The following is a 25,718-nucleotide window of genomic DNA, read 5'->3' on the forward strand; positions in this document are numbered from 1 at the left end:
GACTTATGGCGAGAGAATTCAAATCAATGGACGGCAATAACGCCGCCGCGTACGTTTCTTATGCGTTTACCGAGGTGGCGGGCATTTACCCCATCACCCCGTCGAGCCCGATGGCCGACTTGGTGGACCAGTGGTCCGCCGCGGGTATGAAGAACATCTTCGGCACCACGGTGAAGGTGTGCGAGATGCAGTCCGAGGGCGGCGCCGCCGGTGCCGTGCACGGCTCGCTTGCCGCCGGTGCGCTGACCACCACCTATACCGCGTCCCAGGGTCTGCTCCTCATGATTCCCAACATGTACAAGATCGCCGCTGAAATGCTGCCCACCGTGTTCCACGTGAGCGCGCGTACCGTGGCCACCCAGGCGCTCAGCATCTTCGGCGACCACTCCGACGTCATGGCCTGCCGCCAGACCGGCTTCGCCATGCTCGCCGAGAGCAACGTCCAGGAAGTTATGGACCTGTCCGCGGTGGCGCACCTGTCCGCCATCAAGGGCCGCATCCCGTTCATCAACTTCTTCGACGGCTTCCGCACGTCGCACGAGGTGCAGAAGATCGCCGTGTGGGATTTCGAAGACCTCGCCGAAATGTGCGACATGGACGCCGTGCGCGCGTTCCGCGAGCACTCCCTCAACCCCGAGCGTCCGTCCATGCGCGGCAGCCATGAGAACGGCGACATCTTCTTCCAGCACCGCGAGGCCTGCAACGGCTCCTACGACGCGCTGCCGGCCGTCGTCGAAGACTACATGCACCAGGTGAACGCGAAACTGGGCACGAACTACGAGCTGTTCAACTACTACGGCGCCCCCGACGCCGATCGTGTGATCGTGGCCATGGGCTCGTTCTGCGACGTCGTGGAAGAGGTCGTGGACTACCTGAACGCGCACGGCGAGAAGGTGGGCCTCGTGAAGGTGCGCCTGTACCGTCCGTTCGTGTCGAGCAAGTTCATGGCGGCGCTGCCGGAGACCGTCGAGAAGATCGCGGTCATGGACCGCACGAAGGAGCCGGGTTCGCTCGGCGAGCCGCTGTACATGGACGTGGTGAACGCGCTTGCGCACGAGGGTCGAAGCGACCTCACCGTCGTGGGCGGCCGCTACGGCCTGGCCTCGAAGGACACCCCGCCCTCTTCGGTGTTCGCCGTCTACACGGAGCTTGAGAAGGACGCGCCGGCGCGCGAGTTCACCGTGGGCATCGTCGACGACGTGACGAACCTGTCCCTGCCCGAGGACCCGACCAGCCCCAACACGGCGGCCGAGGGCACCATCGAGTGCAAGTTCTGGGGCCTTGGCGGCGACGGCACGGTGGGCGCGAACAAGAACTCCATCAAGATCATCGGCGACCACACCGACAAGTACGTGCAGGCCTACTTCCAGTACGACTCGAAGAAGACCGGCGGCGTGACCATCAGCCACCTGCGCTTCGGCGACGCTCCCATCCGCAGCACCTACTACGTGAACAAGGCCGACTTCGTCGCCTGCCACAACCCCTCGTACGTGACGAAGGGCTTCCGCATGGTGAACGACGTCAAGCCGGGCGGCGCGTTCATGATCAACTGCCAGTGGACGCCGGAAGAGCTTGAGCATCATCTGAACGCCGAGGCCAAGCGCTACATCGCCAACAACGACATCAAGCTGTACACCATCAACGCCATCGACCTCGCTCGCGAGATCGGCATGGGCAAGCGCACGAACACCATCCTGCAGTCGGCGTTCTTCACGCTGGCGAACGTCATGCCGCAGGCCGAGGCCATCCAGTACATGAAGGATGCCGCCACGAAGTCCTACCTGAAGAAGGGTCAGGAAGTCGTCGACATGAACCACCGCGCCATCGACGCGGGCGCCACGGCGTTCGTGCAGGTTGAGATTCCGGCCAGCTGGGCCGACGCGGTCGACGACGCTCCGGCCGCCGAGCGTGCGGGCCGCCCCGAGGTGGTCAAGATGGTCACCGACATCATGGAGCCGGTCGGCCGCATGGACGGCGATCGCCTGCCCGTGTCCGCCTTCGTCGAGCATGTGGACGGCCAGTTCGCGCAGGGCGCTGCCGCCTACGAGAAGCGCGGCGTTGCCGTGAGCGTGCCCGAGTGGGACGCCGCCACATGCATCCAGTGCAACCAGTGCGCCTTCGTGTGCCCCCATGCCACCATCCGTCCCTTCGCGCTCACCGAGGCCGAGGCTGCCGCCGCCCCCGAGGCGACGAAGCTCGTCCCGGCGAAGGGCAAGGCTGCGGCCGGCCTGCAGTACACGCTGGCCATCTCGCCGCTCGACTGCATGGGCTGCGGCGTGTGCGTGAACGTGTGCCCGTCCGACTCGCTCAAGATGGTCGACCAGGCCGAGGAGCTTGCGCAGCAGGACGTGTTCGCGTACTGCGTGGAGCACGTGTCCGACAAGCCCGAGCTGGAAGACGCCACTGTGAAGGGCAGCCAGTTCAAGCAGCCGCTCCTCGAGTTCTCCGGCGCCTGCGCCGGCTGCGCCGAGACGGCGTACGCGAAGCTCGTCACCCAGCTGTTCGGCGATCGCATGTACATCACGAACGCCACCGGCTGCTCGTCCATCTGGGGCGGCCCGGCTGCCACGTCGCCGTACACGGTGAACAAGGAGGGTCACGGCCCGGCGTGGTCGAACTCGCTGTTCGAGGACAACGCCGAGCACGGTCTGGGCATGCTGCTCGGTCACGAAGCGGTGCGCACGCGCCTCGTGGGCAAGCTCGAGGAAATGGCCGCCAGCGACAAGACGCCGGAAGCCACCAAGGAGCTCATCGCCGCGTACCTGGCCTCCGCCACGGACGGCGAAGCGAACGCTGCGGCTGCCAAGGCGCTCATCCCCGCGCTTGAGGCTGCGGTTGCCGACGGCTGCCCGGTTGCCGCCGACATCCTCGAGAACAAGGATTACCTGGCCAAGAAGTCCGTCTGGATCTTCGGCGGCGACGGCTGGGCCTACGACATCGGCTACGGCGGCCTCGACCACGTGCTGGCGTCCGGCCAGGACGTGAACGTGTTCGTGTTCGACACCGAGGTGTACTCGAACACGGGCGGCCAGGCTTCCAAGGCCTCCAACATCGGCCAGGTGGCGCAGTTCGCCGCAGCCGGTAAGGACATCAAGAAGAAGAGCCTCACCGAGATCGCGATGAGCTACGGCTACGTGTACGTGGCGCAGGTTGCCATGGGCGCGAAGCCGGCGCAGACCATCAAGGCCATCGCCGAGGCCGAGGCGTATCCCGGACCGTCGCTCATCATCGGCTACTCGCCCTGCGAGATGCACTCCATCAAGGGCGGCATGGCGAACTGCCAGGACGAGATGAAGAAGGCCGTGGACTGCGGGTACTGGAACCTCTTCCGCTTCAACCCCGAGGCTCCGGCCGGCAAGAAGTTCGTGCTCGACTCCAAGGAGCCCGCGGGCGGCTACCAGGAGTTCCTCATGAACGAGGCGCGCTACAGCCGTCTGACGCGCGAGTTCCCCGAGCGCGCCGGCGAGCTGTTCGAGCGCAACGAGGAAGAAGCCCTCAAGCGCTACGAGCACCTGCTCAAGCTCAAGGATCTCTACGCCGAAGCGTAAGCCGCGAAGCGAATACCGCACGCGGAGCGAAAGAAGCCCTTGGCACCATGCCAAGGGCTTCTTTCATGCGTGCCGCCCGTCGCTCCTACGCGTCGATGCGGTCGGCGAACTTGTAGCCGACGCCCCACACGGTGAGCACGTACGCCGGCTGGCTTGCCTTGTCCTCGATCTTCTCGCGGATGCGGCGGACGAACACGGTGATGGAGTTGGTATCGACCGCGCTGTCCTCGCCCCAGATGTGCTCGTATATCTGCTCGCGCGAAAACGCCTGGCCGGGGTTGCCGGCCAGCAGCGCCAGGATTTCAAACTCCTTGCTGGTCAGGTCAAGCTTCACGCCGCGCTTGCGCACGACGTAGCCGCTGAAGTCGATTTCCAAATCGCCGATGAGGCTCGTGCCCGCCAAGGCGTTCGCACGGGCGAAGGCGAGGTCGGACTTGTGCCGGTTCAGGTGCGCCTCGATGCGCATGAGCAGCTCTTCGTTGTTGAAGGGCTTCACCAGGTAGTCGTCTCCGCCCGCCTTGAAGCCGATGCCCTTGTCCACGATGTCTCCTTTGGACGAGAGGAAGAGCACGGGAATGCGCCGGCCCTGCGCGCGCATCTCGCGGCACACGTCGTAGCCGTTCATCTTCGGCAGCATGACGTCGAGCAGCAGCAGGTCGGGGTGCTCGCGGCCGAGCATCTCGAGCCCCGTGCGGCCGTCCGACGCGCAGCAGAACGCGTAGCCTTCGTCGCGGATGATGCGCTCGAGGGCCAGTTGCAGGCTGGGGTCGTCGTCGATGAGCATGATGTTATGCATGGTCTGCTCCTTCGTCTGCTCCCGCAAGGGGCAGGTTGGCGGGTATGCGCACGGTGAACGTGCTGCCGACGCCCGGCGTGCTGGTCACGTCGATGCTGCCTTCGTGCAGCTCGACGAGTTCCTTGCACATGGCCAGCCCTAAACCGCTTCCGCCGTACGAGCGGCTGATGGAACCGTCGGCTTGCGTGAACTTGTCGAAGATGCGGGCGAGGTCGTCCCGTTCGATGCCGATGCCCGTGTCGGCCACTTCGAGCACCACCTGCTCGCGCGCATCGTCGTAGCGGCAGGCGACGAGGACGCGCCCGCCTTCGTCGGTGAATTTCACGGCGTTGCCCGCGAGGTTTTCGGCGATGCGGTGCAGCTTCTCGGCGTCGGCAGCGAACAGGGGAATGCCGTCGGCGATGTCGTAGGCGACGCTCACGCCCTTGCGGCGGGCGAGGGCGTCGATGGTCGATTGCAGCGCGGACACGACGTCCACCATGTCGGTGAGCTCGAGCTGCAGCTGTTCCTTGCCCGCCTCGAGGCGGGCCATCACCAGGATGTTGTCGATCATGGCAAGCAGCGTTTGGTTGTTCATCTCGAGTTCCGCCCACAGCTGCTCGTCGTCGGCCGAGGGGCGGCTGCGCTCCTTGAGGATGCCCGAGAAGGCCATGGACGCGGCGAGGGGCGTTTTGAGCTCGTGGCTCATCATGGCGAGGAAGTCGCTCTTGTACTGGTTCTCGTCGGCCAGGCGGCTGTTGGTTTTCGCAAGCTCGTGGCGTTGCGCCTCGAGCTTCGCGTTCGCCTGGCTGAGTTCCTGTGTGCGCTCTTCCACGGTGTCTTCGAGCATGGCGTGCGATTTCTCCAGCTCGTCAGCCATGTTGTTGAAGCCGTGCGTGAGAACCTGGATCTCCTTCGAGAATTTTTCCGGTTGCAGCCGGGTGTCGTACGCGCCCTTCTCGAAGCGTTCCATGCCCCGTTTTACCTGAGCGATGGGTGCAGTGACGAGCGAGCTGAGGGCGATCCAGATGATGGAGATGCTGGCGATGATGGCGAGCGCGCTCAGGAAGACGCTCTGCTCCATGGTGGTGCGGGCCGATTCGATGTAGGTATTCGCGGGAATGGCCAGCGAGATGGCCCCGTACAAATCGCCCTCGCGCAACCCCTCTTTGGGATACCCGGTCACGTCGAGCTCGCCGACCGGCTCGCCGTGGCATTGCAGGCAGGAGGTTTCCATGTTCATGCGTCTGAGGTAGCGGAAGTACGTGCCCTCGTCGGATTCATCGTACTCGTAGTATTCGCTGAGCTGCGGGTTGTTCGCGAACGCTTCGAGTCCGGCGCGTTCGAACGGGTCGGGCTCGTCGAAGTCGTTGCGCGGCGAGAGGGATACGTAGCTTGTCCGGTAATCGGTCGCGCGCGAGAACAGCGCCCCGATGGAGCGGCCGGCGATGGAGCACTGCAGGCCTTTGAACTCGTAATTTCCAGCGGAATCGTAGTTGATGAGATCCTGGTTGGCCGTCATGAAGAACCATACCGCATCCATGTTGGACGAGAGCGCGCGAGCTTGCTCGGTGAGTTCCTGCTCGGTGCGTTGGCCGCCGGAGTACTGCTGCCAGAGCACGTTCATGCCCAGCATCGCCACGATGACCGATACCAGAAGCACGATAAACTTCACCCGAAGCGACACCGACGATTTCATAGACCCCGCATCCCCTGCTTGCAGTCCCCGATGGGTTCTCAGTATAGCACCCGCGCCCTGCGCGCGGCGCGGGCGCAGGCGTGGGTGCTGTGGGGTCGCGTTGGTGAAAACTCGTGCCCTGAACTGGGAAGTAATGATTCATCAATATCTGGTCGGGAAAATGTTATACCCTGTCAATGTCTATTACGCACGTCGGTTTCTATACTCGGGGCTATCGGTTGAGGGTATAGGACGAAGGAGTGGATGATGACCGACAGCAAGGCGAGCGATCGCATGTTGGACCGAAGGGGTTTCGTGGCGGCTGGCGCCGCCGTGGCAACGGCGCTGGCCGCAGCGGGTTCGCTCACGGGGTGCGCGCCGAAGGGGAAGGCGGAGGGTGCGGCAAGCGGGTCGTTCGCGCCCGAGGGAACGTTCGAGGGCGGCAAAGCCATGACGACCCTCAACGACGGCGAGTGGAAGTTCATGGAATGCGACAAAGGCTGCGGTGGCGGTTGCGTGACCAAGGCGCTCGTGAAGGACGGCGTGGTCGTCAGGACGAAGACCGACGACACGCACGAGGACTCGCTGGAGTACCCGCAGTTCCGCTCGTGCCTGCGCGGTCGCTGTGCCGCCGAGTTCGAGTTCGGCACCGACCGCATTTCATACCCCCTGAAGCGCAAGAATTGGAGCCCGGAAGAGCCGCATGGCGAGCTGCGCGGCAAGGACGAATGGGTGCGCATCAGCTGGGACGAAGCGCTCGACACCATAGCCGAGCAGCTGCGCAAGGTGTACACCACCTACGGGCCGCGCGCCGTGTACTATCCGTGGGATCAGTGGGGGGTGCGGTCTCCCGTGCTCGATGCGTGCGGAGGCTTCATGGTGACGTGGGACACGTGCTCGTTCGGCAGTTACCTGTCCGACTTGTCCCAGCTCGGGTTGCCCGAGGTGAGCATGGGCGGGGTGGGCACCATCAACGACCGCTTCGACATCATCGAGAACTCCAATCTCATCGTGCTGTATGCGCAGGACCCCGCGTGGTCGGCCATCGCGTTTGCGGCATGGAACCTCCGCGCTGCGAAGGAGAACGGGGCGGAGTTCATCTGCGTCGGCCCGTTCAACAATGCGAGCGCCAACATGCTCGACGCGAAGTGGATACGCGTGCTGCCAGGAACCGACACGCCCTTCCTGCTTGCCGTGGTGTACGAAATGCTGCGCTTGGACGGAGAGCAGGGCGACATCGTCGATTGGGACTTCGTGCATTCCTACTGCGTCGGGTTCGATGACGAGTCCATGCCGGTCGACGCCAAGCTTGACGAGAACCTGATGGGCTACGTGCGCGGCGACTACGACGGCGTTCCGAAGACCCCCGAATGGGCGAGCCCGCTGTGCGGCACGCCCGTCGAGGACATCACGTACTTTGCGCAAGCGGTGGGCAAACAGGCCGACGCCGTGCTCTCGCACGGTTTCGCCGCGGGGCGCTGCACAGGGTCCGAAGACGTGCCGCAGCTGTATCTGACGGTAGCCTGCCTGGGCGGGCACATCGGAAAGCCCGGCAACGCGTACGGCCCCTATTGGGTGGACTACAGCGCGTGCGGCGGTGAGAACCTGGTCAAGGCCGGCTCTGCAAACGCGGGGTGGGACGTCTCGGGCTGCGAGCCGCTGTGCGAGCCGGAGCAGGTGTTTTTGGCGACGCTTCCCGGAGGGCAGATTCCCCACGTGGCCGAAGAGAACATCGGCGGCTTGGAGGCGTATGCTGCCGTGCTCGACAAGAAATACCATAACGTGGGTAGCCCGTGGGGCGGCAATTGGAAGCCCCTCGAGGAAAAGGATTGCGACATCCATGTGATTTGGGGAGAGCGCTCGGGTGGACTGCGAGCGGCTCCCAACCACCTGTTGGGCATCGAGGCGTTCAGAAGCGTCGATTTCGTGGTCATGCGCGACTACGTGCCCCGACCCGATAGCTGCTACGCCGATATCATCCTGCCCGTGCGCGGCCGTCAGCAAACCGAAGGACTCTCAAGCAAGCGCGAGGAGCTGGTGTACTACACCGAGGTGCTCAATCCCGACGACGAGTCGCAGACGGATCGCTGGATCAACGAGCAGCTTCTGGAGCGTTTGGGCTACGATGCCTCGAAGGTGTACACGGTCAGCCCCGAGCAGGCGCTGTACAACCAGTTCTCCGGATCGCAGCTGATGAACGAGAAGGGGGAGTACGAGCCGCTGCTCACCATCAGCCAGGACGACATCGACGCCATGGGGGTCGAAGGCGAGCCTCAGGAGGGCGTTGTCACGCTTGCGGAGTTCAAGGAGAAGGGCATCTACACGTTCAAGCGTCAGGCGGGGGATGTCTTCACCCATATCGGTCTTGCAGACTTCATCGCCAACCCGAAAAAGAACCCGCTGCCGTCGGCGTCGGGCAAGTTCGAACTGTACTGCCAGGCGAAAGCCGACACGTACAACATGATCAGCTTCGACGGCAGCCAGTTCAAGCCGTACCCCACCTATCATGAGGTTTCCCCTGTTGAAGGGTACGAACTGCGCTGTTTCAACCCGCACTACCCGCGTGCGGCCAACTCGTTCTACACGAACGTGCCGACACTGCGCGAGGCGTGGGAAGCTCCGTTCCTCATGAACGTGAACGACGCCGCCGCACGGGGCATCGCCGACGGCGACGACGTGCTGATCAGCAGCCCGGTTGGCAAGGTGCTGCGCCAGGTGTGCGTCACCGGACTGATCATGGAAGGCGCGGTGGGCCTGCCCAACAGCTTATGGCCCAAGGTTGGCGAGGACGGTATCGACCGCGGCGGGTGCGGCAGCACGCTTGTCGGCGGCAAGCCGTCGGGTATGGGAATGACCGGCCAGAACAATGCCTGGGTGCGTGTTGAGAAATGGACGGGCGAGGCGCTTGAGCCCGATAGCGCGTGGCAGCAGACCATCGAAGTCACGGCGTAGAAAGGGGAATCACCATGGAACAGCTTGGCTTTTATTTCGACATGACCCGCTGCGTCGGCTGCAAGACCTGCCAGGTTGCCTGCAAACAGCGCAACAACCTGCCGATGGGCATCACGTATCGCGAAGTGCACACCTTCGAGGTGGGAGCCTATCCCGACGCCACCATGTACCACGTGGCAACCACGTGCAACCATTGCGAAAACCCGGCGTGCGTGCGCGCGTGCCCGACGAGCGCCATGCACGTGTCCGAAGAGGACGGCACGGTGCAGCATGACGACGACGTGTGCATCGGGTGCCAGCAGTGCGTCAACGCCTGCCCGTACGGCGTGCCGCGCTACTTCCCCGAACTGAAGATCGTGGGGAAGTGCTACGCCTGCAAGGACACGCGCGACTTCGACGGCGCGCCCACCTGTGTGGCGGCGTGCGGCCAGCGCGCCATTGAGTTCGGCCCCCTCGGTGAGCTGCAAGCCGCCCATCCCGATGCGGTGGCGGACATCGCCTGTTTTCCTTCGTCGTCTGAGACTACCCCGAGCGTGCTCATCGAAGCGAAGCCGCGCGCCCTCGAGGAATCCTTCCGCGAGCTGCACTTGTAGCGCGCTTCGAACCACCCTCCCGCGACGGCCGGAACCTCTAGGGGTTCCGGCCGTCGTCGTCGCTATGCGGCGACGAGCTCTTCGAGCAGGGCGGCGTCAGTTGCCGTGAAGCTTGCCACGCCGGCGCACAGCGCCGGGTACAGCAGGGCGCTCGGCGCCTGCAACGCGCGGGCGGCGAACGCGGGCAGCCAGTCCAGCATATGATCGCGCTCGAACGTCAGCTGCACGTCGAGGAGCCGCGCGTACTCGGCTGCATCGCCCGAGCGAAACGCGTCGAGGGTGCGCTGCGCCAGGCAGGCGAGGAAATCGAGCTGCAGGGCGATGCTGTCCTCGGCTTCGTGCCCCTCGGCGTTCACGCGAAAGCCCTCGGCTTCGTAGCGCCGCTTCACGTCCGCCGTGCTTGCGAGGAACAGCAGCTCGCGCGGGTCGAGGTACACCGACTCCCAGAACGGGGCGAGGGCTTTCTGCGGCCCGATGAACAGCTTGGTGTACTCCGTTCGGGCGGCGTCTACGAACGCGCCCGTCCCGTCGCCCGTCGGCAGCGCGCGCAGGAAGCCGGCCAAGGACGCCAGATCGTTTTCGTCGGTCGCGACGAGGTCGAGCGCGCCGGTTGCCTCGTCGCCGGCAAGCACCGCCACGAAGGCGGCATCGGGCTCGTACGCGAAGACGCGGCGGAAAAGCGGAAGCAGCAGGCAGCGGTTTTGCAGGAGCGTTTCCACAACCTCCGAGCGATGGTCCATAGCTGATCCTCTCGGTGAAATATTACCGGACAGTAAGATTCATTTCCCAAAAACTATGCTGTTTACCAGGGGATATGCTTGTTCCCGGCAAAGTGGGCGGCTATAGTATAGCGTGTTGGGACCGATGATCAAGACCCGGAAAAAACGGAGCGGGGCGGGGCTGGAATTCCCCCGCTGCGACGTTCGAAACCTGTGCGATCATCGGAGTCATGGAAGAGGAGTAGGGGGAGTCTATGGGAAGTCTCATCGAAGAGATCTCGGGCAAGGCGCTCAGTCGTCGTCGCTTCGTTGCCGGCAGCGCCGCGCTTGCCGCGTCGCTTGCGGCGTCGTCGTCGCTCGTCGCGTGCCAGCCGAGCGGGCAAGACGCGGGTTCGGCGACGGGGTCGGCGGAATCCGCCGACGACGAGGGCGTGTGGATCTCGGCCGCCTGTTGGCACAACTGCGGCGGGCGCTGCGTCAACCGCGTGCTCATGAAGAACGGCGTGGTGGTGCGCCAGGGAAGCGACACGTCCCACGAGGACAGCTTCGAATGGCTGCAGCAGCGCGGGTGCCCGCGCGGTCGCGCTCAGCAGCAGCAATGCTTCGGTGCCGACCGCTTGAAGTACCCCATGAAGCGCAAGAGCTGGCAGCCCGGTGGCGGCGAGAACGCGCACGGCGAGCTGCGCGGCAAGGACGACTGGGAGCGCATCAGCTGGGATGAGGCCATCGGCTACATCGCCGACGAGGCGAAGCGCATCTACGACACGTACGGCCCGCGCGCGGTGGTGGGCAACGGCGGTCCCGGCATCGAGCAGGTGCTGGCCAACATGGGCGGCTACCTGCAGGTCACCGATACTAGCTCGTGCGGCACGTACTCGTTCAACATGACGAAGCTGGGCCTTCCCTCCGCCGACCTCGGCGAGACGAACGATCGCTTCGATTTGAAGAACGCGGAAACCATCGTGCTCGTGGGCGGCAACTCGGTGTGGTCGTCGGGCGGCTCGACCATGAACAACTTCGATCAGGCCATCGAGGCCGGCGTGCAGTTCGTGTACGTGGGGCCGTCGTACAACGCCACCGCGGCGTACTTCGACGCGCGATGGATTCCTATTTACCCGGGTACCGATACGGCGTTTTTGCTGGGCGTCGCCTACGAGATGATCGAGCAGGGCGTGATCGACCAGGAGTTCCTCGACGCGTACTGCGTGGGCTTCGACGCCGAGCACATGCCGGCCGACGCACAGCTCGACGAGAACTTCAAGGGTTACGTGATGGGCGAGTACGACGGCACGCCGAAGACCGCCGCATGGGCGAGCGCCATCTGCGGGGCCTCCGAGGAGGATATCGCGTGGTTCGCCGGCACCATCGGCAAGGATCACAAGGTCATGCTGCTGCACAACTACGCGCTTGCCCGCTGCACGAGCGCCGACAACGTGCCGCAGCTGTTCATGACCGTGGGCGCGATGGGCGGCCACATGGGCAAATCGGGGCATGCGACGGGCGGCGCCTACAAGACGTTCGCCGGATCGCACGGACCGGCGCTCGCGGCGTTCGGCGATGCGGGCCTGCCGGCGGTGGAGAACCCGGTGACCGAGAGCATCACCGCGCCGTTGCTGTGGCAGAGCATCCTCGACAAATCGTTCAACAGCACGGGTTTCGCGTATTCCGACACGTTCAACGCGCAGGATATCAAGGAAGCCGACATCAAGTACCTGTCGCTCGAAGGGGCGGCACGTGTGCAGAACACGCCTTCCACGGTGACGGCCATCGAGGCGTTGCGCTCGCTCGAATTCGTCACCTGCTCCTCGCACTTCTTCAACGCGCAGGCGCAGTTCTCCGATATCGTGCTGCCCATCACCACCGAGTGGGAGCGCGTGGGCGGCTTCCCCGGCCATCAGCGCAGCCGCGAGACGGTGATCGTGTACACCCAGGTCACCGAGCCGCTGTACGAAGCCAAGACCGATCAGGAAATCGGCACGCTGCTGGCCGAGAAGGTGGGCATCGACCCGTCGACCATCTGGCCCCTCAGCGAAAAGCAGCAGTTCTTCAACCAGATTCTGGGCTGCACGTACGTCGATGAGGCGGGGAGCGAGCAGGCGCTCGTCACGGTGAGCCAGGACGACATCGACGCATGGCAGTGCGACGGCAAGCCGCAGGAGGGCGTGGTTGCGCTCGACGAGTTCCTGAAAAACGGCTGCTACACCGTCAAGCGCGCCGAGGGCGACGCCTACGTGCGCATCGGGTACGAGGACTATATCAAGGACCCCGAGGCGAACCCGCGACCGAGCGATTCGGGCAAGTTCGAAATCTACTGCCAGTACAAGGCCGACACGCTGAACAGCATGGGCTACAGCCCCGACGGCACGTTCAAGCCGTACCCGAACTACGTGGCCGCACCCGAGGGCCGCGAGGGCACCTTCGCCGACGGCGCCATCGGCGGCGAGGCGAGCGCGTACCCCTTCATCGTGTACAACCCCCATTACCTGCGCCGCGCCCATCCGGTGCTCGACAACGAGCCCTGGCTGCGCGAGGCGTGGCCGAACCCCGTGTTCGTCAACGCGTCGGACGCCGCCGCGAAGGGCATCGCCGACGGCGACACCGTGCGGGTGTACAACGCGCACGGGGCCACGCTGCGCACGGCGTCGGTCACCGAGATCATCATGCCGGGGTGCGTCGGCCTGCCGCACGGCGCATGGCTCGACTACGACGAGGACGAGGGCATCGACCACGCGGGAACCGACAACGTGCTGTGCGGCACGGTGACCAGCGGTATGGGCACGTCGGGCTACAATAACTACAACTGCAACTACGAGCGGTACGAGGGCGCGGCGCTCGTCGCCGATTGCGCGCTGCCGCAGCGTATCGTCGAGCTGGGTTAGAGGGGGACGGCTATGGCTATGAAGCAAGTGGGGTTCTACTACGATCAAACGCGCTGCTCCGGCTGCAAGACATGCCAGGTGGCGTGCAAGGACAAGAATCGCCTCGAGGTGGGAACGGTGCTGCGCGAGGTGCGCTCGTACCAGGTGGGCACGTTCCCCAGCGTGAAGATGTACCATTTCTCCGCCGCCTGCAACCACTGTCAGGTGCCGGCATGCAAGGATGTGTGCCCGGTGGGAGCCATCACGAAGGACGAGGACGACGGCACGGTGGTCATCGACCATGAAGCCTGCATCGGATGCTCCTCGTGCGTGAACGCCTGCCCGTACAGCGTGCCGCGCATCGACGAGGCGTCGGGTTTGTCGTACAAGTGCGACGGCTGCATCGAACTGCGCAAGCAGGGCTATCAGCCGGCATGCGTGGAGGCGTGCCCCTACCGCGCGCTCGACTTCGGCGATGTCGAGGAGCTGCAGCAACGCTACGGCGCCGACCTCGTCACCTCGCTGCCCGCCATGGGCGAGGGCAAGACGGGGCCGAACACGTACATCAAGCCGCGTCCCGTAGCGCTCGACGGGCTGGGAGTGCCCATCACCTTGTAAATCCATCCGCCCGTTCGGGCGTCGCGCGCCGCAAGCCTCCTCCCTCCCGGCTTGCGGCGCGACCGTTTTCCGGGTATCGTTCGGCATGCTGAAGGGGGACCCGCAGGGGGCGGGTTGGATGCAGCGAAGGGGATGCATGAAAGCACAACGAGATTCCGCCGCACCGCGCGGCAAACGCAGGCTCATCGTGCAGTACGTCGTGCTCATGTCGTGCATCGCCGTGGTGCTCGTGGCGGCGTACAGCGCCTGGTCGTACGGGCAACAGACCCGCCAAATGGAAGAGCAGATGCTGTCGGAGGCGCGGGTGCTTGAGAAATCGGTGCAGGCCACCTGGGACTTCATCGATTACGAGCAGCCCAACATCAACTACGACCGCGACGGGTCGTACAACTTCAAGGGCCTGTACTGCTCGCTCGTGGGCAAGAGCGTGGGCAAGATATTCTCCATGAGCACCGACTACCAGTACACGTTGCGCTACACGCGCATCGACCCGCGCAACGCCCTCGACGAGCCCGACGCGTTCGAGCGCCAGGCGCTCGACAGCTTCTACCGCGAAGACGACGAGGAATACTACGGTCTCGTGGAGGACGAGCAGGGGCAGCGGGTGTTCCGCTACGTGGGCGCCATCTACCTCACGGACAGCTGCATGGATTGCCACGGCGGGCCGAAGGGCGAGCTCGACGTGACCGGGTTCGCGAAGGAGGGCCTTGCAGTGGGCGACATCGGCGGCGCGGTGTCCATCACGGCGCCGGCCGATCTCTACCAGGCGGGCATCGACCTCAACACGATGCGCACGGTGCTGTTCTTCGTGCTGTTCCTGTCGGTGGCGCTCGGGGCCAGCGTGCTGTTCTTCCGCCGCAACGTCACATCTCCCATCGTGCACCTCGAAGAGGCCATGGTGGACATGGGGCAGGGCAACCTCAAGGTGGACATCGACGACGTGGGGCACACGCGCGAGCTGAACGACCTCGCCGAGGGCGTGCGGGCCATGGCCGGCGAGCTCGATGCGCTGTACACGACGCTCGAAGAGAAGGTGGACAGCAGGACGAAGCTGTACCGCGAGGCGAACGAGCAGTTGGAGCAGCAGCGCGAACGCATCGCGAAGGCCAACGAGCTGCTTGCCGAGACGAACGAGAAGCTGCAGGAGGAAAACGAGTACCGCACGAACATCGTGGCCATCCTGAGCCACGAGCTGCGTACGCCGCTCACCGCCATCCTCGCGTTCGTGGATCTGTGGGAAACGTCTCCCGAAGAGCACAGCGAGGAAAGCCGCACGTGCATCGAGAAGATCAAAACACACAGCCTCACGCTGCTCGAGATGGTGAACAACGTGCTGGATATGGTGCGGGTGGAGTCGGGCGCGGTGGAGCTGGCGCGCGAGCCGATCGACCTCGTCGACCTCGTGACGGACGTGGCCGCACTGGCCGACCCCATCGCGCGGGGCAAAGGCATCGCGCTCCTGTCAGAGGTTGCCCCCGACGTGCCGCTCATCAAGGAAGACTGGGCGCAGGTGCACAAGATCCTGAGCAACCTCATGAGCAACGCCGTGAAATTCACCGACGAGGGCGGGCACGTGACGCTGCGGGCGACGTTCGATGCGCCGAGCACGAGCGTGGTGTTCGCGGTGTCCGACGACGGCATCGGCATTGCGTCCGATCGCCTCGAGGGCATCTTCGATCGGTTCGTGCAGGCCGATGCCTCCATTTCCCGCAAGTACCGGGGCAGCGGGTTGGGGTTGTCCCTCGTGAAGAAAACGGCCGAAATGCTGGGCGGCACCGTGCGGGTGGAAAGCGAGGCGGGCGTGGGAAGCACGTTCACCGTGACGCTGCCCGTTTGTATCGTGGAGGAGGACGACTACGATGAAGATTTTGATTGCCGATGACGAACGCGACCTGTGCGACGCCGTGTGCAAGATCGTGGAGCGCCACGACCATACGTGCGTGGCGGTATGCGATGGCGCCGACGTGCTTGACGCGTACCGCGCCGAATGCCCCGACCTGGTGATCCTCGATGTCATGATGCCGGACGTGAACGGGTTCGATCTGTGCCGGGAACTTCGGCAGCTCGACGCGAAGCTGCCCATCATCATGCTGTCGGCGAAGAGCGATATCGTGGACAAGAGCATCGGCTTCGCCGCCGGGTGCGACGACTACATCGCGAAGCCCTTCAACGGCCAGGAGCTGCTGCTGCGCATCGAGGCCGGCCTGCGCCGAGCGCGCGTTGCGGAGAGCGGCGCGTCGAAGCGGCGCAGCCGCGCCGTCGTGCGGCTTGCCGACATGGAGATACGCCTCAAAAAGAACGAGGTGCTCGTGCACGGGCAGTACGTGAACCTCACGCCGAAGGAGTTCCAGATCATCGCGTTTCTGGCGAACCACGTGGGCGAGGTGTTCACCGCGCAGAGCATCATCGAGAACGTGTGGGGCGCGACGTATATGCCCGAGTCGGCCAGCATCGCGGTGTTCGTGCGCAAGATCAGGAACAAGATCGAGGACGACCCGTCCAAACCGCGCTACCTGCAAACCGTCTGGCGCGAGGGATATCGCCTGGGAGACGAGAGCATGCTCGAGCCGCCGGAGGACGAACCCGCGGCGGGGTGAGTGCACGTGCATCCGGGGCTCCTCGTGCGGTACTATAGGAGGCACCCAGAATGGGAGGGATCGAGTGCACGCGCGCATCCGTGGGGGAGGTGGAGCTCGGAGGCGGAGGCGCGACCAAACGACGTGAAACGAAGATCAGAGGGGGAAACGTATGGATACGCATGACGTTGGTGCGCCTACGACGACGTGGAGCCGCCGCCAGTTCATGAAGGGAAGCCTGGCCGTTGCGGCATCCGCAGCAGCGCTCTCTTCGTTCGGCTGCGCTCCGTCGGCCGAGGTGAAGAAGAAGGAAGGGGATACCGCGCCGGCGGTGAACCCCGAGGAGGGCGGCACGTGGGTGCCCGCCGCCTGCTGGCACAACTGCGGCGGCCGCTGCGTGAACAAGGTGATGGTGAAGGAAGGTGCCGTCGTTCGCCAGAAGACGGACGACTCGCATGAGGACTCGGCCGAGTTCCCGCAGCAGCGCGGCTGCGTGCGCGGCAAGGCGCAGCAGCAACAGTGCTTCGGCGCCGACCGCATCCTCTACCCGCTCAAGCGCAAGGGGTGGCAGCCCGGCGGCGGCGAGAAGTCGAACGGCGCGATGCGCGGCAAGGACGAGTGGGAGCGCATCAGCTGGGACGAGGCCATCGACCTCGCGTGCCAGGAAATCAAGCGCATCAGCGACGAGCTGGGCCCCACCGGCTTCTACTGCAAGTCGCCCGATGCCGTGATCAACGTGATGTGCGGCTGCGTGCGCGGGTGGGACACCACGTCGCACGGCACCTACACGCTCGGCTGCGACATGATCGGCCTGCCGCCCACCGACACGGGCAAGGCGAACGACCGCTTCGACCTGCTGAACGCCGAGCACATCATCCTGTACTCGTCGAACCCCACGTGGTCGGCCGCCGGCACGCCCACGTACTACTTCATCCAGGCGAAGGAGGCGGGCGTCAAGTTCACGAGTGTCGACCCGCTGTACAACGCCTCCGCGCAGATGCTCGACGCCGACTGGATTCCCGTGCGCAACGGCACCGACATGGCCTTCATGCTGGCCACCGCCTACGAGATGCTGCGCCTCGACGACGAAGAGGGCGACATCGTCGACTGGGACTTCCTCAACACGTACACGGTGGGCTTCGACGCCGATCACATGCCGGCCGATGCGAAGCTCGACGAGAACCTCAAGGACTACCTTCTGGGCACGTACGACGACACGCCGAAGACGCCCGCATGGGCCGAGCCGATCTGCGGCGTTCCGCCCGAGCAGGTTACGGCGTTCGCGCGCATCCTCGGCAAGAACAACAAGACCATGCTGCTGCACAACTACGGCATGGTGCGCTGCAACGGCGCCGAGATGATCCCGCAGATGCTCATGACGTTGGGCGCCATGGGCGGCCACATGGGCAAGTCGGGGCATGCGACGGGCGGCGCCTACCACGCCAACTGCGGCAACTACGGTCCGAACCTCGTGAGCGCCGGCAGCGCGAAGAACCCGAAGACGACGAACCCCTGCTCCACCGGCGTGCGCCAGCCGCAGCTCTACGACCTCATCCTCAACGGCGGTGGCGACGTGTTGGACGTGTCGAACTCCTACGGCAGCTTCCACGAGCCCATCCCCACGACGCTCGGCCCCATCAAGGGCATCTTCCACGTGACGGACGCCACGCTGCAAACGTCGCTGCACCAGAAGGCGGGCATCGAGGCGCACCGCGCGGTCGACTTCGTGCTCACGCGCGCGCAGTTCATGACGACGAACGCCCGCTACTCCGACATCATCCTGCCGGTGACCACGGAATGGGAGCGCCCCGGCGGCGTGACCACCTGCAACCGTGAGTTCGTGTACTGCTACTCGAAGGTGACCGACCCCCTCGGCGAGGCCAAAACCGACCAGGAAATCGGCACGCTGCTGCTCGAGGGCATGGGCATGGACCCCAAGCTTGCCTACGAGACGTCCGAGACACAGCAGTTCTTCGACCAGATAGCCGGCAGCAAGATCATGGGCGCGAGCGGCGAGATGGAACCGCTCGTCACCATCACCGACGCCGACATCAAGGAGTGGGGCGTCACCGGCGAAGCGCAGCAGGGCGTCATTGCGCTCTCCGAGTTCGTGGCGAACGGCGGCTATCAGTTCAAGCGCACGCCGGACGACGGCCACGGTTTCATCGGCTACGAAGACTTCGTGAGCGATCCTGCCGCCAACCCGCTCTCGAGCGCCAGCGGCAAGCTGGAAATCTACTGCCAGGCGCGCCACGACCTCATGACCTCCTTCGGCTACGACGGCGTGGAGCAGTACAAGCCGTACCCCACCTACGTCGTGCCGTGCGTGGGCTACGAGTCCACGTTCAAGGACGGCACGGTGGGCGGGGAGAAGGGCGACTACCCCTTCATCATGTACAACCCGCACTACCTGCGTCGCTCGCACACGGTGTTCGACAACTGTCCGTGGCTGCGCGAGACCTGGGCGAACCCCGTGTTCCTCAACCGCGAGGACGCTGAGGCGAAGGGCATCAAGGACGGCGACACCGTGCTCATCAGCTCGCCGGCCGGCAAGGGCCTGCGCAACGCGGCCATCCTCGACATCCTCATGCCGGGCGTGGTGGGCGTGCCGCACGGCGCATGGGTGGACGTCGACGAGAAGACGGGCATCGACCGCGCGGGGTCCGACAACTACCTGATCGGCGCCGAGTACGGCGGCATGGGCGTGTCGGGTTACAACAACCAGATCTGCAACGTCGAGAAATACACGGGCGAAGCGCTCGGCGCGGATTGCGATCAGCCGCAGCGCATCGTGTCCGCGTAGGTCGAGGGGGACTGACGAATGGGTATTGGATTCTATTTCGATATGACGAGGTGCACGGGCTGCCGTGCCTGCCAGGTGGCCTGCAAGGACAAGAACCGCTTGGACGTGGGAACCATCTACCGGCACGCGCAGACGTTCTCGGTGGGCTCGTTCCCCAACGTTTCGGCCTACAGCTACTCGGGCAGCTGCAACCACTGCGAGACGCCCGCGTGCTTCGCGGCGTGCCCGACCGGCGCCATCGAGAAGCGCGAGGACGGGGCCGTGGTCATCGATCGCGAGGCGTGCTCGGGTGACGGCTCGTGCACGAAGGCGTGTCCGTACGGCGTGCCGCAGATTCTGCCTGACGGCAAGGCGGGCAAGTGCGACAGCTGCTATCTCATCCGCGAGGCGGGCGGCAAGCCGGCGTGCGTGGCCGCGTGTCCCAACCGCGCGCTCGATTTCGGCGAATACGACGATATGAGGCAGAAGCACGGGGAGGACAACGTGAGCGAGATCGCCGTGCTGCCCTCTGCCGACGCCACGAAGCCCAGCCTTTTGATCAAGGCGAAGGAAGCGGCCGCTTCGAAGGATTTCGTCGACGTCAACTGGTAAGCACCGCACCGAACGGGAAGGCCCGAAGCTCGCCGTGCGGGGCTTCGGGCCTTTGAGGAGGATGCATGGATGAATCTACGATAGAAGCGCAGGCGATGCGCCTGGCGAACCGGGCGTATGCCTATCGCGTGTTCCACATCGCGTTCGGCGCCGAGCCGAGCAGCGACGAGCTGCGCGTGCTCGCCTCGCCCGAGACCGTCGAGGCGTTTCGCTTCCTGGCCGAGACGGCGCGGGAAGAAGGGAGCGGGGAGGGGGCGCAGACGCTGACGGCGGCAGCCGACCTGCTTGCGTCGCTGGGCGCTCACGCCGAGGACGCGGCCGGCGTGGCGTCGCTCAAGGCCAGCTTCACGCGGCTGTTCCTCGTGCCGGGTGCGTCGTTCGTGCACCCGTGGGAGTCGCCCTATATCGGCAAAGAGGTGATGCTGTTTCAGGAAAGCACGCTCGACGTGCGCCATCGCTACGCTGCGTACGGGTTCGCCGCAGCGGAGTTCGGCCACTTTCCGGAAGACCACGTGTCGATGATGCTCGATTTCCTCGCGCATCTCAGCTCGGCGGCGTTCGAGGCGTTCGGCGACGGGAACGACGAAGAGGCCGGGCGCATCCTCGCCGACCAGCGCGCGTTCGTCGCGGCGCACCTGGACACGTGGCTGCCCGCATTCGTCGAGAAGCTGTGCGAGCAGGACGCCGAGGGGACGTACGCCCGCCTCGCCCGCGCCCTCCGCGCCTTCGTCGAGCTCGACAAGGCCTTGATGGACGCGTGGGCGGGGGCGTGCCCGAACCCTGCGCGGTGATGCGCCCGCGCACGGGTTCGTAACCGGTGGGGTTCGCGGGCGTCGAAGGCGGGTGCATTTGGTACCATGGACGGCACCTGCTATGCGAAGGAGCGCGCGACGTCATGGATGCCACCGAACCCACCTCTCATGTCCTCGACCGGTTCTCGGACGAGGTGCGCGGCTGGTTCCTCGATGCCTTCCCGGCCGGCCCCACGCCGTTGCAGGAGCGGGCGTGGGACGTCATCGAGGGCGGCGAGAACGCGCTCGTCATCGCGCCCACTGGCTCGGGCAAGACGCTCGCGGCGTTTCTGTTCGCCCTCGACGAGCTCATGCGGAGCAAGGCGGCCGCGCATGAGCGCCCGAAGAAGGAGCGTCCTGCCAAGGGCGTGCGGGTGCTGTACATCTCGCCGCTGAAGGCGCTCGGCGCCGACGTCGAGCGCAACCTGCAGGAGCCGCTCGCGGGCATCGCGGGGCGCATGGCGGCCGCCGGCGACGACGTGCCCGCGGTGCGCACCGGCATGCGCACGGGCGACACGACGCCCGATCAGCGGCGCGGCCTCGTGCGCAACCCGCCCGACATCCTCATCACCACGCCCGAATCGCTCTACCTCATGCTCACCTCGCAGGCGCGCGAGACGCTGCGCACCGTCGACACGGTGATCATCGACGAGGTGCACGCGCTCGCGGGCGACAAGCGCGGCGCGCACCTGGCGCTCAGCTTGGAGCGTTTGGACGATCTGCTGGAGAAGCCGGCGCAGCGCATCGGGCTGTCGGCCACCGTGAGCCCGCGCGACGAGATCGCGCGGTTTCTGGGCGGCGTGCATCCGGTGCGCGTCGTCGCCGAGGAGAAGCGGCCCGACATGGACGTGCGCGTGAGCGTGCCCGTGCGCGATATGACGGCCGTGCCCGTCTACGGCGGCAGCGACCTCACGGGCGGCGGTGCTGCGCGAGGGCAGGGACGCGCGGGCGGTCCGCGGCGCGCGCCCGCCGAAGACGCGTGGAAGTCCGACCGCGCCCTGCGCGCGGCCATGGCGGCGGGCCCGGCGCCCGCTCGAACGAGCCCCGACAGCCGCCTGGGATCGTCGTCCATCTGGCCCTACATCGAGGCGACCATCCTCGACGAGGTGCTGGCTCATCGCAGCACCATCGTGTTCGTGAACTCGCGCGGCCTCTGCGAGAAGCTCACGGCGCGGCTCAACGATCTGTACGCGAAGCGCCTCGGCATCCAGCCCGACGCGGGCGAGCAGGAAGCGGCCCCCATCCGCTCCGACCTCGGCTCGACGGCGGAAATGTCCTCGGGCGCGCCGGCTATCATCGCGAAGGCGCACCACGGCTCGGTGTCGAAGGAGAAGCGCCTGCAGGTGGAGCACGAGCTGAAGCGCGGCGAGCTGCCCTGCGTCGTGGCCACGTCGAGCCTCGAGCTGGGCATCGACATGGGGTCGATCGACCTCGTGCTGCAGGTGGCCGCGCCGCCGTCGGTGGCGAGCGCCCTGCAGCGCATAGGACGCGCGAACCACCAGGTGGGCGGCCGTTCGGCAGGGTCCATCTTCCCGCGCACCCGCACCGAGATCATCGACGCGGCCGTGGTGGCCGAGGGCATGCTGGAGGGACGCATCGAGGCCACGTCGGTGGTGAAGAACCCGCTCGACGTGCTCGCGCAGCAGACGGTGGCCGCCGTGGCCATGGACGACGTGGCCGCCGACGCGTGGTACGGCACGGTGCGCCGCGCCGCTCCTTACGCCGAGCTGCCCCGACGCGCCTTCGACTCGGTGCTCGACATGCTGGCGGGGCGCCACGCCTCGGGCGACCTCGCGGAATTCTCGCCGCGCATCGTATGGGACCGCGAGAGCGGCATGCTGAAGGCGCGCCCCGGCGCGCAGCGCCAGGCCGTCACCTCGGCGGGCACCATTCCCGACCGCGGCATGTTCTCGGTGGTGCTGCCGGAGGGCGGCGGCAACGAGGGGCGCCGCCGCGTGGGCGAGCTCGACGAGGAGATGGTGTACGAATCGCGCGTGGGCGACATCATCACGCTCGGTACCAGCTCGTGGCGCATCGGCGAGATCACGCGCGACCGCGTGATCGTGGAGCCGGCGCCGGGCCGTTCGGCGCGCCTGCCGTTCTGGCACGGCGAGGGCATCGGCCGGCCGGCCGAGACGGGGCGCATGCGCGGCGCGTTTTTGCGCGCGCTCGCGGGCGGCATCGAGGGCGACGGTGCCGAGGACGACGAGCGCCCGTTCGCGGTGGACCGGACGATCGCCGCGCGGCTTGCGGCCGACGGGTTGGACGACGACGCGCAGTCGAACCTCATCGAGCTCGTGCGTTCGCAGCGCGCGGCCACCGGCACCGTGCCCGACGACAAGACGCTCGTGGTGGAGCGCTGCGAGGACGAGCAGGGCGACTGGCGCGTGATGCTCCACTCGCCGTACGGTCGGCGCGTGCACGAGCCGTGGGCGATGGCGGTGTCCGACCGCGTCATGGCAACGCTCGGCTTCGACCCGCAGGCCATGGCGGCCGACGACGGCATCCTGCTGCGCATCCCCCTCACCGAGACGCGGCTGCCCGGTGCCGAGCTGTTCATCTTCGATCCCGACGAGCTCGACCGCATCGTGCGCGACCGGGTGGATTCCACGTCGCTGTTCGCGGCGCGCTTCCGCGAGTGCGCCGCCCGCGCCCTGCTCATGTCGCCGGCGGCACCCGGCAAGCGCGCGCCGCTGTGGCAGCAGCGCCTCAAGGCGGGCCAGCTGCTCGAAGCCGCGCGCCGCGAGCACGAGTTCCCCATCCTGGCGGAAACCGCGCGCGAGTGCTTGCAGGACGTGTACGACATGCCGGCGCTGCACGAGCTCATGGAGGGCGTGCAGGCCGGGTCGGTGCGTCTCGTGGAAGCGCAGACGTCGGTGCCGTCGCCCTTCGCCGGCCCGCTGCTGTTCGGCTACGTGGGCGAGCATCTCTACGCGGGCGACCTGCCGCACGCCGAGCAGCGCGCCTCGCTGCTGTCGCTCGACCCGACGCTGCTCGGCGAGCTGCTGGGCTCCACCGACATGGGCCAGGTGCTCGACGCGCAGGTCATGCACGAGGTGGAGCAGAGCTTGCAGCGCCTCGACCCCGTGCGCTACGCCCGCGGCGTCGAAGGCGTGGCCGACCTACTGCGCGTGCTCGGGCCGCTGTCCGCCGACGAGGTGGCGTGCCGGCTGCGGGCGGCGGGGGACGCCGGCGACGAGGGCGACGAAGGGTGCGAGGATGCCGAAGGCGCGTCCGCGCCGCAGCATGCCGACGAAGCCGAAGCGCGCGCTCATCTCGACGAGCTGCATCGCGCGCACCGCGCGTTCTCGGTGAGCATCGGCGCCGTCGAGCGCTGGGTCGGCGTGGACGACGCCGCGCGCCTGCGCGATGCGCTCGGCGTGGATGTTCCCGCATGGGGGAATGCCGTTTGTCATCCTGAGCGAGCGCAGCGGCGCGAAGGATCCCCTGCGGCGTTTGCGGAAGGGGAGTGCCATCCCCTCGACGAGCTGCTTGCGCGCTACGCCCGCACGCACGGCCCCTTCTCCACCGAAACCGTGGCCGCGCGCTTCGGCATCGGACGCGCCGTCGCGCAGGAGAGCCTGCTGCGCTTGGCCGCCGATGCGCGCCTCATGCAGGGGCGGTTCGGCGAAGAGCCGTGCGACGCGGGCGAGCGCACGCGCACGTGGGTGTCGGCGGACGTCTTCCGGCGCTTGCGCTCGCTGTCGCTTGCCGAAGCGCGCCGGGCCGTGCAGGCGGTGGGCCAGGATGCGTTCACGCGCTTCCTGTTCGACCTGCAGGGCCTCGGCCCCGTCGGAGGCGAGCGCTTCGAGGGCCTCGACGGCGTGGCGCAGGTCATCGCCCAGTTCGAAGGCGTGTTCCTGCCCGCTGCCTCGTGGGAGGCGCACGTGTTCCCCAGCCGGGTGCGCGATTACCGACCGGGCATGATCGACGAGCTGCTGGCGTCGGGCGATGTCGTGTGGGCCGGCGCGCGCCGCGAGGGCGACGACGATGAGGACGCACCGTCGCGGCCGGCGCAGAAGCGGGGAGCGCGCGAGCGCGAGGCGGTTGGCCTCGTGGCGTTCTATCCCACCGACTCGCCGCTTGCACCCGCGCTGCCCGATCTGGCCGACGCGCCCTCGGGCGCGCCCGATGCCGATGCGGCGCCCCTGCCGCCGTCCGTCGAGAACGCGGTGGTCGAGGCGCTCGGGTTCGGCGGCGGCCTGTTCTTCCGGCAGATCGTCGACGCCGTGCGGCGGCGCCTCGCTCCCGAGCCGGTGGACGAAGCCGCCGTGGCCGCCGTGCTGCGCGACCTCATGTGGAGCGGACGCGTGACGAACGACACGTTCGCGCCGGTGCGCTCCACGCTGGAAGTCACGGGCGGCGGCGCGGGCAAGCCGTACCGCGCCCCCAAGCGCCGGGTGAGCAGCCGGCGCGGGCGCCTGCGCACCGTGGACGCGCCGGCGCTGCAGGGCATCGCGTCGGCCCACGGTGCCGTGGGCGCCGCGCTCACGGGTCGCTGGTCGCTCATCATGCCCTCGCCCGAGAACGACACGGTGCGCGCCATCGCGCTCGTGGAGTCCCTTCTCGACCGCTACGGCGTGCTGACGCGCGACGTGGTGCAGCTGTCGGGCGTGCCCGGAGGGCTCGGCGCGCTCATGCCGGTGCTGCGGTCGATGGAGGACGCGGGCGACGTGCTGCGCGGCGCGTTCGTGCAGGGCCTCGGCCCCGCACAGTTCGCCGCGCGCGAAACCATCGACGTGCTGCGCACGTACGCGGCAAGCGAGGACGAAGCCGACCTGAGCGAGACGGTGGTGCTCGCCGCCGACGACCCCGCCTGCCTGCTCGGCGCGGGCATTCCGTGGCCTCCGGTGGAGGGCGGCGCCCGTCCGACGCGCCGCACGGGAAGCCTCGTCGTGGTGCGCGGCGGCGTCCCGGTGCTGTACGCCTCCGCGGGCCTGCGCGCCCTGCTCTCGTTCACCTCCGACGAAGAGGCGCTCGCCGACGCCGCGCGCGCCCTCATCGCCCACGAAACCCGCGCCCTCAAACGGGCCGGTGCCGAGGGCGCTCGCAAGAAGGTGGTGGTGGAAACGATGAACGACGAGTCGATCCTATCCACCCCGCTCGCCGAAGTGCTCCAAGCAGCCGGCCTCGTCCGCCTCCCCAACGGCCTAAGACTCTACGTAACCCCGTTTTAGCCCCCCGCAGGGGTGTACGCGAGGAGCGCCCCCCTCCTC

The 25,718-nt window shown here is 66.6% G+C and carries 14 protein-coding genes; 11 read left to right on the forward strand and 3 right to left on the reverse strand.

All coding sequences use genetic code 11. The features are described from left to right. The first annotated feature begins 5 nt into the window (after positions 1 to 5). Positions 6 to 3,548: a pyruvate:ferredoxin (flavodoxin) oxidoreductase gene (nifJ, locus tag C1876_RS13155; protein ID WP_114547183.1), complete on the forward strand. Its 3,543-nt coding sequence runs from the start codon at positions 6 to 8 to the stop codon at positions 3,546 to 3,548. Positions 3,549 to 3,633: 85 nt separating this feature from the next. Here nifJ and C1876_RS13160 read toward each other — a convergent pair whose 3' ends face one another. Together C1876_RS13160 and C1876_RS13165 are read right to left on the reverse strand one after the other, a co-directional pair. Continuing rightward, a complete protein-coding gene (locus C1876_RS13160; protein ID WP_114547184.1) occupies positions 3,634 to 4,344 on the reverse strand; it encodes a response regulator transcription factor in 711 nt (236 codons plus the stop codon). Next, positions 4,337 to 6,022 carry an ATP-binding protein gene (locus C1876_RS13165; protein WP_114547185.1) on the reverse strand — a complete coding sequence of 562 codons (1,686 nt, stop codon included), beginning with the start codon at positions 6,020 to 6,022 and terminating at the stop codon, positions 4,337 to 4,339. Before C1876_RS13165 ends, C1876_RS13160 begins: the two co-directional genes overlap by 8 nt. A 246-nt stretch (positions 6,023 to 6,268) precedes the next feature. On the opposite strand from C1876_RS13165, the gene C1876_RS13170 reads away from it, so the two are divergent. Beyond that, positions 6,269 to 8,953, forward strand: a complete 2,685-nt coding sequence (locus tag C1876_RS13170) for a molybdopterin-dependent oxidoreductase (RefSeq protein WP_158544695.1) — start codon at positions 6,269 to 6,271, stop codon at positions 8,951 to 8,953. 14 nt (positions 8,954 to 8,967) lie between these two features. Next, the gene (locus C1876_RS13175) at positions 8,968 to 9,546 is read left to right on the forward strand and encodes a 4Fe-4S dicluster domain-containing protein (protein WP_114547187.1); all 579 of its coding nucleotides are present in this window, start codon (positions 8,968 to 8,970) and stop codon (positions 9,544 to 9,546) included. Between the two features lie 62 nt (positions 9,547 to 9,608). On the opposite strand, the gene C1876_RS13180 is transcribed toward C1876_RS13175, so the two are convergent. Further along, positions 9,609 to 10,286, reverse strand: coding sequence for a TorD/DmsD family molecular chaperone (locus tag C1876_RS13180; protein ID WP_114547188.1), 678 nt, complete (start codon positions 10,284 to 10,286; stop codon positions 9,609 to 9,611). 233 nt (positions 10,287 to 10,519) lie between these two features. On the opposite strand from C1876_RS13180, the gene C1876_RS13185 reads away from it, so the two are divergent. The 8 genes from C1876_RS13185 to C1876_RS13220 all read left to right on the forward strand — a co-directional run bounded on the left by C1876_RS13185 (position 10,520) and on the right by C1876_RS13220 (position 25,679). After that, complete coding sequence (locus C1876_RS13185; protein ID WP_114547189.1) at positions 10,520 to 13,144, forward strand: molybdopterin-dependent oxidoreductase; 2,625 nt, start codon at positions 10,520 to 10,522, stop codon at positions 13,142 to 13,144. Between the two features lie 12 nt (positions 13,145 to 13,156). Beyond that, on the forward strand, positions 13,157 to 13,741 hold the full coding sequence (locus C1876_RS13190) for a 4Fe-4S dicluster domain-containing protein (RefSeq protein WP_227112996.1): 585 nt from the start codon (positions 13,157 to 13,159) through the stop codon (positions 13,739 to 13,741). Between the two features lie 136 nt (positions 13,742 to 13,877). After that, a complete protein-coding gene (locus tag C1876_RS13195; protein ID WP_158544696.1) occupies positions 13,878 to 15,623 on the forward strand; it encodes an ATP-binding protein in 1,746 nt (581 codons plus the stop codon). Continuing rightward, positions 15,601 to 16,338 carry a response regulator transcription factor gene (locus C1876_RS13200; protein WP_114547191.1) on the forward strand — a complete coding sequence of 246 codons (738 nt, stop codon included), beginning with the start codon at positions 15,601 to 15,603 and terminating at the stop codon, positions 16,336 to 16,338. The genes C1876_RS13195 and C1876_RS13200 overlap by 23 nt, the downstream gene beginning before the upstream one ends. Before the next feature lie 151 nt (positions 16,339 to 16,489). Beyond that, positions 16,490 to 19,120, forward strand: a complete 2,631-nt coding sequence (locus C1876_RS13205) for a molybdopterin-dependent oxidoreductase (protein ID WP_114547192.1) — start codon at positions 16,490 to 16,492, stop codon at positions 19,118 to 19,120. 18 nt (positions 19,121 to 19,138) lie between these two features. Then, positions 19,139 to 19,711 carry a 4Fe-4S dicluster domain-containing protein gene (locus tag C1876_RS13210; RefSeq protein WP_114547193.1) on the forward strand — a complete coding sequence of 191 codons (573 nt, stop codon included), beginning with the start codon at positions 19,139 to 19,141 and terminating at the stop codon, positions 19,709 to 19,711. 65 nt (positions 19,712 to 19,776) lie between these two features. Further along, positions 19,777 to 20,502 carry a TorD/DmsD family molecular chaperone gene (locus C1876_RS13215; protein ID WP_114547194.1) on the forward strand — a complete coding sequence of 242 codons (726 nt, stop codon included), beginning with the start codon at positions 19,777 to 19,779 and terminating at the stop codon, positions 20,500 to 20,502. Positions 20,503 to 20,606: 104 nt separating this feature from the next. Next, entirely contained in the window at positions 20,607 to 25,679 is a 5,073-nt protein-coding gene (locus tag C1876_RS13220) for a DEAD/DEAH box helicase (RefSeq protein ID WP_114547195.1), read from the forward strand. Positions 25,680 to 25,718: the final 39 nt, after the last annotated feature.

The sequence above is a fragment of the Eggerthella sinensis genome (assembly GCF_003339815.1).
GTDB classification, from domain to species: Bacteria; Actinomycetota; Coriobacteriia; order Coriobacteriales; family Eggerthellaceae; genus Eggerthella; species Eggerthella sinensis.